This window comes from Burkholderia sp. Bp8986, assembly GCF_003854225.1.
Lineage (GTDB): Bacteria > Pseudomonadota > Gammaproteobacteria > Burkholderiales > Burkholderiaceae > Burkholderia.
On record NZ_QTQM01000039.1, the window covers coordinates 65,404 to 76,284 of the forward strand.

Annotated in this window: 12 protein-coding genes and 2 pseudogenes; 10 read left to right on the forward strand and 4 right to left on the reverse strand. The window is 65.2% G+C overall.

The features are described 5' to 3' along the window. Window positions 1–7: 7 nt before the first annotated feature. The 3 genes from DID99_RS27855 to DID99_RS27865 are packed head-to-tail and all read right to left on the reverse strand — an operon-like array spanning window position 8 to window position 2,334. Window positions 8–943 carry a flavin reductase gene (locus tag DID99_RS27855; protein ID WP_124489304.1) on the reverse strand — a complete coding sequence of 312 codons (936 nt, stop codon included), beginning with the start codon at window positions 941–943 and terminating at the stop codon, window positions 8–10. A gap of 1 nt (window position 944) precedes the next feature. Then, on the reverse strand, window positions 945–1,763 hold the full coding sequence (locus DID99_RS27860) for an alpha/beta fold hydrolase (RefSeq protein WP_124489303.1): 819 nt from the start codon (window positions 1,761–1,763) through the stop codon (window positions 945–947). Next, window positions 1,732–2,334: an amino acid synthesis family protein gene (locus tag DID99_RS27865; protein WP_124523129.1), complete on the reverse strand. Its 603-nt coding sequence runs from the start codon at window positions 2,332–2,334 to the stop codon at window positions 1,732–1,734. Before DID99_RS27865 ends, DID99_RS27860 begins: the two co-directional genes overlap by 32 nt. A gap of 106 nt (window positions 2,335–2,440) precedes the next feature. On the opposite strand from DID99_RS27865, the gene DID99_RS27870 reads away from it, so the two are divergent. From DID99_RS27870 to DID99_RS27915, 10 genes and pseudogenes are all read left to right on the forward strand, one after another. Then, the gene (locus DID99_RS27870; RefSeq protein ID WP_124489301.1) at window positions 2,441–2,731 is read left to right on the forward strand and encodes a DUF1330 domain-containing protein; all 291 of its coding nucleotides are present in this window, start codon (window positions 2,441–2,443) and stop codon (window positions 2,729–2,731) included. A gap of 132 nt (window positions 2,732–2,863) precedes the next feature. After that, a complete protein-coding gene (locus DID99_RS27875; protein ID WP_124489300.1) occupies window positions 2,864–3,553 on the forward strand; it encodes a GntR family transcriptional regulator in 690 nt (229 codons plus the stop codon). A gap of 206 nt (window positions 3,554–3,759) precedes the next feature. Further along, window positions 3,760–4,728 carry a flavin reductase gene (locus DID99_RS27880; protein ID WP_124489299.1) on the forward strand — a complete coding sequence of 323 codons (969 nt, stop codon included), beginning with the start codon at window positions 3,760–3,762 and terminating at the stop codon, window positions 4,726–4,728. Window positions 4,729–4,878: 150 nt separating this feature from the next. Beyond that, on the forward strand, window positions 4,879–5,919 hold the full coding sequence (locus DID99_RS27885; protein ID WP_124667927.1) for a polyamine ABC transporter substrate-binding protein: 1,041 nt from the start codon (window positions 4,879–4,881) through the stop codon (window positions 5,917–5,919). Window positions 5,920–6,060: 141 nt separating this feature from the next. Continuing rightward, window positions 6,061–6,945, forward strand: coding sequence for an ABC transporter permease (locus tag DID99_RS27890; RefSeq protein ID WP_124530049.1), 885 nt, complete (start codon window positions 6,061–6,063; stop codon window positions 6,943–6,945). 86 nt (window positions 6,946–7,031) lie between these two features. After that, window positions 7,032–7,832 (forward strand): ABC transporter permease, encoded by an 801-nt coding sequence (locus DID99_RS27895; RefSeq protein WP_124489296.1) that lies wholly within the window; start codon window positions 7,032–7,034, stop codon window positions 7,830–7,832. An 11-nt stretch (window positions 7,833–7,843) separates the two neighbouring features. After that, window positions 7,844–8,950 carry an ABC transporter ATP-binding protein gene (locus DID99_RS27900; protein ID WP_124523131.1) on the forward strand — a complete coding sequence of 369 codons (1,107 nt, stop codon included), beginning with the start codon at window positions 7,844–7,846 and terminating at the stop codon, window positions 8,948–8,950. Window positions 8,951–8,961: 11 nt separating this feature from the next. After that, window positions 8,962–9,669, forward strand: a complete 708-nt coding sequence (locus tag DID99_RS27905; RefSeq protein ID WP_124489294.1) for a GntR family transcriptional regulator — start codon at window positions 8,962–8,964, stop codon at window positions 9,667–9,669. Between the two features lie 254 nt (window positions 9,670–9,923). After that, window positions 9,924–10,145 (forward strand): annotated as a pseudogene (locus DID99_RS27910) (aldehyde dehydrogenase family protein); the annotation flags it as partial. A 194-nt stretch (window positions 10,146–10,339) separates the two neighbouring features. Next, window positions 10,340–10,756, forward strand: a pseudogene (locus tag DID99_RS27915) (methyl-accepting chemotaxis protein); the annotation flags it as partial. A gap of 18 nt (window positions 10,757–10,774) precedes the next feature. Here the strand turns inward: DID99_RS27915 and DID99_RS27920 are convergent. Beyond that, window positions 10,775–10,881 (reverse strand): 4Fe-4S dicluster domain-containing protein (locus tag DID99_RS27920; protein ID WP_148092725.1); only part of this gene is annotated, 107 nt, incomplete at its 5' end.

Consider the following 10,881-nt stretch of genomic DNA (forward strand, 5'->3'; position numbering starts at 1 on the left):
TGACCTTTCAGGAAAGAAGCGGGCGGATGGTGCCGGTGCTGTGATCGCCGAAGTACAGGCCGTAACTCTTCAACTGACTCTCTTTGCGATAGCGCTCGAGCATGCTGGCGAGCGCGCTGTCCTGGAACGCGTCGGCGTCGAGGTCGTCGAGGCTCACGAATTCGCCGGCGACCGCCGCTTCGTCCGGTGCGCTGCAGAGGAACGAGATGTACTGGTAGTGCGTCTCGGTATTGTTGTAGACCGAATAGATGAAGCTTGCCGATGCGTCCGGCTGGTATTGCCGGAACAGTTCGGCGAGCGCCTTGTCGGCGCCTGCGTTGCCGATTTCCCGGGTGGGCAGCGCCCACTTGCGATCGGCCGTCTTCACCATCAGGACCTTGTCGTCGCGCGTGATGATCGCGCTGACGATGACCTTCGGTCCGGCGATGACTTCGGCCGACAGCTTCGCCGGCGTGAAGTAGCCGCCGCGGTAGTAGCCGAGCCCCGCGTAGCCGGCGGAATGGAACGCCTCGATCTTGCCGATGATGAGCGCGTGATCGCCCGCGTCGATCACCGCGTGCGTCGTGCAGTCGAACCACGCGCTGACGTCGTCGATCAGCGGGTTGCGATGCGCGCTCAGGTGCCAGCCGACGTTCGCGAAGCGATCGTCGCTCGGTCGCGCGAAGGTGTTGGAGAGGTCCTTTTGCCCTTCGGCGAGGATGTTGATCGCGAAGTGGCCGATCGTGGAAAACGTCTGGAAATTGCTCGACGTCTTCGCGATGCTGACGAGCAGCAGCGCCGGATCGAGCGACACCGACGAGAACGAGTTCGCGGTGAAGCCGAGCGGCTGGCCGTCGTCGCGCGCGGTGGTGACGATCGTCACACCGGTCATGAATGCGCCGAACGCGTCGCGCAGCTCCCGCGAGTTGATGATCGGCGTTTCCTGGCTGATTGCTTGGCTCATGTCACACTTCCGATTTCAGGGTTTCCGCCTGCGGCACGGTCTGCAGCCACGCACGCAGCGCGCGATTGACGGCGTCGGGCGCGGTCAGGTTCACCATGTGGCGCTCGTTCTCGATCACGACAGCCTTGCCGTCTTGCGCGGCCTGCGCCATTTGCCGGGCCATCTCGGGCGTCGAATTCGGGTCGTCCGACCCGGTGAGCACGAGGGCAGGGCACGCGATCCGGTGCCAGCCGTCCGCGTATATGTCGTCACCGTTCGCGAACGCGGTGTACGCGGTCGCGTAGCCGGCCAGATCGACCGACTGCAGCCACGCTTCCACCTTCCGCGCGGCGGCCTGCTGCGAGTCTTCCGCGTTGAACCAGCGCCGCAGCGGCGTATCGATGTCGATGGTGCCCGAGCGCAGTTCGGCGGCACGTTGCAGCACGGCCTCGCGCGCCTGTTCGGTGCGGCGGTACACGCCGTTCAGGACTGCCACGCGCTTGACCAGATCGGGCCGCGTCACGGCGACGCCGGCGGCGATCAGCGAACCCATCGAGTGGCCGGCAAGGTTGACGGGGCCGACCTTCAGCGCCTCGATGAACCCGACGGCCCACTGGACGAACTGCTGCAGGTCGGCGTCGGTGTCGAGCGCATCGCTCATCCCGTGGCCCGGCATGTCGACGGAGATCACGCGGAAATCGCGCGACAGGTCGTCGATCTGCGGATACCACGCGCCCGCCTGCATGCCGACCCCATGAATCAGCACCAGCGGTTCGCCGGTGCCCTGGTCGAGATAGTGGGCGACGCGCTTATTTGACAGCAGCAGGGTTCTTGACGTCATTTCCGAGCTCTGCGAGATCTTTGTAGCGGTCGCCGATGCGGTGATGCGGACGGCCGGCGGTCGCGGCGCCGATGGCGATGACCAGTTCGTCGGCGGCCGGTGCATCCGGGATCGAGAACTGGAGCGTCAGGTAGTGCGAACGGCGGCCTTCGTCATTCTTGTCCATCATCGGGATCAGCAGCGGCGCATTGGCCGGGCCGCGCGTATTGTTGAACGCGAGGTACGACTTCGCGCCGACGGCCGTGCGATAGATGTTGCCGAAGTGCAGCGTATGGATCAGCGCGGATGCATGCTCGATTTCGCCGTCGAGGCCGACGATCGCGCTCTTGCCGAACGCTTCGACCGCGTCGCCCGAACCGGCCTCGTCGAGGATCAGTTTGGTCAGGTGTTCGCCGAGCTGCGGGGCGATCGCGCGAATCTCCGGCGACAGGTCCTCGACGTACCCGCGGCCTGCCCACGGGTTCTTGATGACGGCGACGGCGCCGATCATCTTCAGTGGCTTGGCAGCGACCTTGTCGCCATCCACGTAGAGCGTCTCGACATGGAGGACGGATTTCCGAATCAGGCTCATGGCACCTTCCTTTCGTGCGTTGATTGTGCGATTCATTGTGGTATACCATGTTACGGCATGCCATGAGTGTAAACCCGTAGCAGGAATTTCCCAAGAGAGGTGACAAATGAGTGCGTACTGGATTGCCCACGTGCAGGTGCTGGATCCCGTGAAGTACAAGGACTACACGGACATCGCGCCGCAGGCGTTCAAGAAATTCGGTGCCGTGTTCCTGGCGCGTGGCGGCGCGTCGCAGACGCTGGAGGGCGATGCGTTCGAGCGCCACGTCGTGATCCGCTTTCCCGACATGGAAACGGCGCTTGCGTGTTATCACTCGCCGGAGTACCAGGCGGCGAAGGCGAAGCGGGATGGATATTGCCGGGCGCAGATCGCGATCGTCGAGGGGCTCGGGGGCTGATCGCCTGGTCGGGCGCGGGCGCAGGCCGGGCGGGATGGAAGACGCTGGCAGTTAGGTCATAATATGGCATTCCATGTTTGCGCCCGGCTCGCGGCCGGCTGCAGGCCCATACCCGTTTCCAGAGTGCCGCTCATGCAAGACCTGAAAATCGACCGCAATGCCAAGACCCTGCGCGAACTGACGCTCGACAAGCTGCGTGGCGCGATCGTGCAGGGCTATTTCCGGCCGGGTGCCCGGCTCGTCGAGCGCACGCTGTGCGATGAGCTCGGCGTCAGCCGCACGGTGGTGCGCGAGGTGCTGCGGCATCTCGAGACCGAAGGGCTGGTCGAGACCGTGTCGCGGCAAGGGCCGGTGGTCGCGCGGCTCGATCCGGCGCAAGTCGGCGAGATCTACGAACTGCGCGGCCTGCTCGAAGCCAATGCCGCGCGTGCCTGCGCAGAGCGCGCGACGCCCGAAGTCGTGCGGCAGTTGCGAGAAATTCGGGCAACGATCGAGGATGCGTTCGAGAAGCAGGAATTGCCACGTGTGCTCGAATTCACCGAGCGTTTCTACGAAACCCTGTTCGAAGCCGCAGGAAAGCAGGTGTCGCTGACGGTGGTCAAGACGCTGAACGCGCGCATCAACCGGTTGCGCGCGCTGACCATCGCGATGCCGGGACGCGGCGGCGATTCCAACACCGAGATGAACCGCCTGCTCGAAGCGATCGAGCAGCGCGACGGCAACGCGGCATCGGCCGCGTCGGCTGCGCACATCAAGCGGGTTTCCGAGCTGGCGCTGTCTGCGCTCGCGCAACAGCAGGACGAGGCATCCAGCGATAGTTGATGCAGCCCGAGCGCGAGCATCCAGACGCGCGAATTGACCCGGAAGGCCGCCGGCGTGCTACGCCGGCGGCCTTTTGTTTTGGCTATCGAATACGTGGCGATCCGCGGATGCATCATGGTTTTCCATGATTTTTGACACGTTGTTGTCGACCATAAGATGGCATACCATAATCTCATCGAGTAGCGCAGTAATCACGGGAGCACGCCATGACTGAGTCGATGACCGGGTCCACCGCGCAGCAGGCATTCGACACGCTCGGATTCCGCCGCGCCCTCGGCGCATTCGTCACCGGCGTGACGGTCGTCACGACGATCCAGCCCGACGGGTCGCCGCGCGGTTTCACCGCGAACTCGTTCACGTCGGTGTCGCTCGATCCGCCGCTGATCCTCGTGTGCATCGCGAAGACGGCATCGAGCCATGCGGTGTTCTCGGCTACGCAGCGTTTTGCCGTCAGCGTGCTGGCGGAAAACCAGACCAACGTGTCCGGCGTGTTCGCATCGAAGGCGCAGGACAAGTTCGCGCAAGTGCCATGGGACACGCGCAAGACGGGCGCACCGGTGATCCGGGATGCGGCGGCGAGCTTCGACTGCGTGACCCACGACGTGGTCGATGCAGGCGACCACGTCATTCTGATCGGGCGCGTGGTCGATTTCGCGCAGACGAGCGCGTCGCCGCTCGGCTATTGCCGCGGCGCTTACGTGAACTTCACGCTGTCGCAGGACGCGTTGTCCGCAGCAGGCGGGCATGCCGAGGTGGGTGCGATTCTCGAACATCGCGACGGGCTGGTGCTCGTCGATACGCCGCACGGGCTGCGCTTGCCGACCGGCACCCGGCTCGATCCGGCCAGTGACCCCGCGAGCCTGCGCGGCGTGCTCGCGAAGCTCGGGCTCAACGCGCATCTCGACTTCCTGTTCGCAGTTTTCGAATCGGCCGGCGGGCGCGAGGCTGGCGTCCATATCTATTACCGCGGCCGTGTTATGCCTACCGGTTCGCCGTGGTTCGACAGCAGCACCCGTATCGTGCCGCTCTGGCAAGTGCCGTGGGACGAGATCGCCGACCCCGCCGTGCGCTCGATGCTCGAACGCTACGTGCGTGAACGCCGGCAGGACGCGTACGGCATCTATGTCGGCGATACGGAGGCTGGCACCGTGCAGACACTTGCAGTCGCGCATTGAAGCGACTTGCCGCAATCAGGCGTGGCGAAGACACAAGAATCAGGATCATGATGCCGGCGAGGTTTGCGCCGCCGGTCTGAAGGCGCGTATTCGAATGGCTGCCATCCCGGCGGTCGCGACGCGCGGCGTTTCCCCTTGGAGAGAGAGACCATGAGCAGCAGAAGCATCCCGCGTTTCGCAGCGTCGCGCCTGGCATGCATTGCACCGTTGGCCGCCCTGTGCGCCGCGCCGGCACTGGCCGCCGATCCGATCGTGTTCACCAGCTGGGGCGGCACGACCCAGTCGTCGCAACAGAAGGACTGGGCGCAGCCGTTCACGCAGGCGAGCGGCATCAACGTGCTGATGGACGGGCCGACCGACTACGGCAAGCTCAAGGCGATGGTCGACAGCGGCAACGTCAGCTGGGACGTGGTCGACGTCGAGGGTGACTTCGCGTATGCGGCGGAAAAGGCAGGGCTGATCGAGCCGATCGACTATTCGGTGGTGAACAAGGCCGAACTCGACCCGCGCTTCGCGACGCCGTCTGCGGTGGGCAGCTTCTATTATTCGTTCGTGCTCGGCTACTACAAGGCGAAATACACGAGCGCGCAGCCGCAGAACTGGGCGGACCTGTTCGATACCAGGCGCTTCCCTGGCAAGCGCACCTTCTACAAGTGGTCGGCGCCGGGCGTGCTCGAGATCGCGTTGCTCGCCGACGGCGTCGCGCCCAACAAGTTGTATCCGCTCGACCTCGACCGCGCATTCAAGAAGCTCGATTCCATCAAGGGTGACATCGTCTGGTGGAGCGGCGGTGCGCAGTCGCAGCAGTTGCTCGCGTCGGGCGAAGCGCCGATCGGCATGTTCTGGAACGGCCGCCTGCATGCGCTCGCGCAGACAGGCGTGCCGGTCGACATGTCATGGAACCAGAACCTGACCGCTGCCGACATGCTCGTGATCCCGAAGGGCGCGAAGCATCGCGACGCGGCGATGAAGTTCCTCGCCGCCGCGACGGGTGCGCAGGCTCAGGCGAAATTCGCGGCCGACACCGGTTACGCGCCGATCAACGTGAAGTCGGCGGCGCTGATGCAACCGGCGATCGCGAAAACGCTCCCGGACCAGTACAAGGCCACGCAGATCAACCTCGACATGAAGTACTGGGCCGAGAATCGCGACGCGATCGCGAAGCGCTGGTACGCGTGGCAGTCGAAGTAAGCCGGCGTGGCCAGTCGTATGGATCTGAATTCTGTTAAGGAGGCCGAACCGGATCGAGCCGGCGCGGATGAGCAACGAACCTGCTTGGGGCCAGCGGTAACAGGCACTCAAGTGCTGGCGCTGGCCGACCAAGGAGCCACCATGCCAAACGTATTGAGTACCGTCGCGCATCCGAGCGCGACGCCGCCGCGCAAGCGGCGCGACTGGCGCAGCATGCGGCTGCTGACGCCCGCAGTGCTGCTGCTCGTGATCTTCTTCCTGCTGCCGGTGCTGTCACTGCTGTTGCGCAGCGTGCTCGAACCGATGCCCGGGTTGCACAACTACGAGCAGCTGCTCGGCTCGACGACGTACGTGCGCGTGTTCGGCAATACGTTTCTTGTTGCGACGGTCGTCACGCTCGTCACGCTGATCGTCGGCTTTCCGATGGCATGGCTGCTCGCGATCGCGCCGCGCCGGCTCAGTTCGGTGCTGTTCGCGATCCTGCTGCTGTCGATGTGGACGAACCTGCTCGCACGGACGTTCGCATGGATGGTGCTGCTGCAGGGAACGGGGCCGATCAACCGCGCGCTGATGGCGCTCGGCGTGATTCACGAGCCGCTGTCGCTGGTGAACAACCTGACCGGCGTGACGATCGGCATGACCTACATCATGCTGCCGTTCCTCGTGATGCCGCTGCATGCAACGCTGCGCGGCATCGACCCGTCGACACTGCGCGCGGCCGCGGTGTGCGGCGCGAGCCGCTGGCAGGCGTTCTGGCGCATCCTCGTGCCGCTCGCGATGCCGGGCGTGGCCTCCGGCGTCCTGATGGTGTTCGTGATGGCGCTCGGTTACTTCGTCACGCCGACGCTGCTCGGCGGCCCGTCGTACATGATGTTGGCGGAACTGATCGCGCAGCTCGTGCAGGAACTGCTGAACTGGGGCCTCGCCGGCGCCGCGGCCTTCGTGCTGCTCGCCGTGACGCTAGCCCTCTATGCGTTGCAGCTGCGCTTCACCGGCAGCGCGCACGCCACCACCGGAGGCCGCTGAGATGAAACAACCCCGAAGCTCACTACGTTCGCTGCTCCCGGAGGGGGCGCCAGCCTCCCTTGGGGCGGCCCGGCGGGAGGACTGACATGTTGCTCGATTTCGATCGCCTGGGCGCGCTGCGCTGGATCCTCGTGGCCGTGGGCGCGGCTGTTGCGTTGTTTCTGCTGTTGCCGATCGTCTTTATCGTCGCGCTGTCGTTCGGCGATTCGCAGTGGCTCATCTTCCCGCCGCCGGGCTGGACCCTCGAATGGTACCGGCAGCTTTTCACCGACGCGGGCTGGATCGACTCGCTGCTGACCAGCGCGAAACTGGCGGTGATCGTCACGATGCTGTCCGTCGCGATCGGGTTTCTCGCGTCGCTGGCGCTCGTGCGCGGCAAGTTCCGCGGCCGCGAGGCCGTGCGGGGCTTCTTCCTCACACCGATGGTGCTGCCTGTCGTCGTGCTCGCCGTCGCGCTGTACGGGTTCTTCCTGCGCATCGGCCTGAACGGCACGATGACCGGCTTCGTCATCGGCCACCTGATCATCGCGCTGCCGTTCTCGATCATCTCGATCAGCAATTCGCTCGTGAGCTTCGACACGGCGCTCGAAGACGCGGCGCTGATCTGCGGCGCGTCGCCGCTTACCGTGAAGCTGCGCGTCACGCTGCCTGCCATCCGGCTCGGCCTCTTCGCCGCCGCGATCTTCGCGTTCCTCGCATCGTGGGACGAAGTCGTCGTGTCGATCTTCATGTCGAGCCCGACGCTGCAAACGCTGCCCGTGCGGATCTGGGCGACGCTGCGGCAAGACCTGACGCCGGTCGTCGCGGCCGCTTCGTCGCTGCTCGTCGGACTCACGACCGTATTGATGCTGGCGGGCGCCGTGGTGCGCCGCGCACGCGCTCACTGAGGTAACACGCCATGACTGCATTCCTGCAAATCCAGCGCCTGCGCAAGACCTACGACGACGTCGTCGCGATCGACCAGGTATCGCTCGACGTGCGCAAGGGCGAATTCATGACCTTCCTCGGGCCGTCGGGTTCGGGAAAGAGCACCACGCTCTACATCGTCGCGGGCTTCCAGGAGCCGACCGACGGTCGCGTGCTGCTCGACGGCAAGCCGCTGCTGTCGGTCGCGCCGAACCGGCGCAATATCGGGATGGTGTTCCAGCGCTATACGCTGTTCCCGCATCTCACCGTCGGCGAGAACGTCGCGTTCCCGCTGCGCGTGCGCCGCCGGCCCGACGCCGAAGTGCGCGCGAAGGTCGAGCAGATGCTGAAGCTCGTGCATCTGTCCGAGTGCCGCGACCGGATGCCCGCGCAACTCTCCGGCGGCCAGCAGCAGCGCGTCGCGATCGCGCGTGCGCTGGCATATGATCCGCCCGTGCTGTTGATGGACGAGCCGCTCTCTGCGCTCGACAAGAAGCTGCGCGAGGAAATCCAGCTCGAATTGCGCCGCATTCACCAGGAAACCGGCGTGACGATTCTCTATGTCACGCACGACCAGGAGGAGGCGCTGCGCCTGTCGGACCGCATCGCCGTGTTCAACCAGGGGCGCATCGAGCAGGTCGGCACCGGCGAGGAGCTTTACGCGAACCCGGCATCGCGCTTCGTCGCGAGCTTCATCGGGAACTCGAATTTCCTGCCGGTCAAGGTGATGAAGCACGGCGACGGCCGCATCGGCGGTGTGTTGCCCAACGGCCTCGAAATGGCGTCGGACATGTTCCACCCGACGCTCGCCGCCGGCGACGAAGGCACGCTGATGATCCGCCCTGAACAGATGCGTATCAGTTCGCTGCAGCGCGCGAGCGGCACGAATGGTTTGAGCGCCGCGTCGGCCTTGCCCGTGACCGTGCGCGACGTCACCTATCTCGGCGATGCGATGCATTACGCGGTCGCGACGCCGTGGCAGCAGGAAATCTCGATCCGCACGCCGGCTGCGCATCGGCACGACAACGGCATCGTGATCGGCGCGCAGGCACTCGTCGACTGGGACGCACGCGACGCGCGCCTCTTTGCGCAAGCCTGACGGCGGCAGTCATGAGTCCTGCTCCGCCGTCCCTGAAAGTCCAGCGGCCGACCGCCACGCTGCGCGAGCTCGCGCTCGAGAAGATGCGCACCGCGATCCTCGATGCGCATTTCCAGCCCGGCGAGCGGCTGGTCGAGCGCTCGCTGTGCGAGATCCTCGGCGTGAGTCGAACCGTCGTGCGCGAGGTCCTGCGGCATCTGGAAACGGAAGGTCTCGTCGCCTCGATTCCGAACCAGGGGCCGATCGTCGCGGTCCTCGATTTCGACACGGCCGCCGAGATCTACGAAATACGCGCGTTGCTGGAGGGCGAGGCGGCGATGGCCTGTGCGCAGCATGCGGACGAATCGCTCGTCGCCGAGCTGGGCGCGTGTATCGACGCGATCCGGCAAGCGTTCGATGCGCAGGATCATCAGGCGGTGAAGGTGCTCACGTCGGCATTCTACGAACGCATGTTCATCGCCGGGCAAAAGCACGTCGCATGGGAAATCGTTCAGACGCTGATCGCGCGTATCAACCGGCTGCGTGCGCTGACGATCGCGTCCGACGATCGCGGGCACCGGGCGGTCGAGGAGATGCGCGCGATTCTCGCGGCCATCGCGGCGGGCAACGGCGTGGCGGCGCGCGAAGCGGCCATCGCGCACGTGCACCGGGTGGCCGAGATCGCACGCGGGCTGCTCACGCACGGTCACGAGAGTGCATCGTGGCGTCAGGCGGGGTAGCGCGTCTGGCTTCGTGATGCAGTGCCTGGCGCCCTCCGTCATTTGAAATTCTCCGTATTCGCGGCTCGAGTCGTGCTCGGGTCGCCTCCTGCATTTTTATCCCCGGAAGGACCGATCGTGGAATTGAACACGCTGTTGAAGGCCCCGGCGCTGTTGCGTCAGCAGGCTTATGTCGACGGGCAATGGTGCGACGCCGACTCGGGCGAGCGCCTCGGCGTGCTCGGCCCGGCGACGGGCGCAACACTCGGCACCGTACCGAGCTCGGGCTCGCCGCCTACCTCTTCAGCCGCGACATCGGGCGTGTGTGGCGGGTGGCCGAGCAGCTCGAATACGGGATGGTCGGCATCAATACGGGCCTCATTTCCAACGAGGTCGGGCCGTTCGGCGGCGTGAAGCAGTCGGGAGTCGGCCGCGAAGGGTCCCGCTACGGCATCGACGATTATCTGGTCATCAAGTATCTGTGCATGGCGGTCTGATCGCCGGTTCGTTTGACTGAAAGAGGGCGCGCCGACATGGATACGTGGTCGTCCAGAAACGCCGGACTCGCGCGCGATCGCATGGAACACACGCATCGTCGATGCGGGCGAACTCGCCGGCATCGCGATACCCGCCCGGGTAACGCTGTACGTCGTTGCGATTTGCCTCGCGATGAAGACGATGGCGAACGAATGACGCTGTCGTGGAGGCTGCCCGCGCTGGCGAGCAGGGGCGCGGATTCGCCGTGGTGGTGAGCGAAGTGCACGGTCCGGCACAGTCCTCGGCTTCGGCTCCGAAAGAAATCGAGGAACTGGTCAGCACTTCTGTTGCCCTGATCCAGGACGGCGCGACGCAGGCGACGGACGTCGGCGCGACGATGGGACGCGTCAAGCAGGCGATCAGGCCGGTGTCCGATATCGTCGGCGAGATCGCCGCTGTGTCGGACGAGCCGAGCCGCGGGATCGAACCAGTCGATCAGGCCGTCGCGCGGCAGAATGGGGCTCTTGGCGAACAGTCGGCGGCAGCGGCACGTTTGCTGGAAGAGCAGGCAATGACTCCGGGCAAGGCTGGCTCGGTATTCAAGGCCTCGGAGAGCGAAATGTCTGCATGAAAGCGGGCGTTCTCAACGTTACATGCTTGGGTAATTCGGCCCGCCGCTGCCTTCCGGCGTGACCCACACGATGTTCTGCGTCGGGTCCTTGATGTCGCAGGTCTTGCAGTGCACGCAGTTCTGCG

Coding starts and splice junctions, on each gene's coding strand:
- DID99_RS27855 (WP_124489304.1), bottom strand. CDS start 943: ATGAGCCAAGCAATCAGCCAGGAAACGCCGATCATCAACTCGCGGGAG.
- DID99_RS27860 (WP_124489303.1), bottom strand. CDS start 1,763: ATGACGTCAAGAACCCTGCTGCTGTCAAATAAGCGCGTCGCCCACTAT.
- DID99_RS27865 (WP_124523129.1), bottom strand. CDS start 2,334: ATGAGCCTGATTCGGAAATCCGTCCTCCATGTCGAGACGCTCTACGTG.
- DID99_RS27870 (WP_124489301.1), top strand. CDS start 2,441: ATGAGTGCGTACTGGATTGCCCACGTGCAGGTGCTGGATCCCGTGAAG.
- DID99_RS27875 (WP_124489300.1), top strand. CDS start 2,864: ATGCAAGACCTGAAAATCGACCGCAATGCCAAGACCCTGCGCGAACTG.
- DID99_RS27880 (WP_124489299.1), top strand. CDS start 3,760: ATGACTGAGTCGATGACCGGGTCCACCGCGCAGCAGGCATTCGACACG.
- DID99_RS27885 (WP_124667927.1), top strand. CDS start 4,879: ATGAGCAGCAGAAGCATCCCGCGTTTCGCAGCGTCGCGCCTGGCATGC.
- DID99_RS27890 (WP_124530049.1), top strand. CDS start 6,061: ATGCCAAACGTATTGAGTACCGTCGCGCATCCGAGCGCGACGCCGCCG.
- DID99_RS27895 (WP_124489296.1), top strand. CDS start 7,032: ATGTTGCTCGATTTCGATCGCCTGGGCGCGCTGCGCTGGATCCTCGTG.
- DID99_RS27900 (WP_124523131.1), top strand. CDS start 7,844: ATGACTGCATTCCTGCAAATCCAGCGCCTGCGCAAGACCTACGACGAC.
- DID99_RS27905 (WP_124489294.1), top strand. CDS start 8,962: ATGAGTCCTGCTCCGCCGTCCCTGAAAGTCCAGCGGCCGACCGCCACG.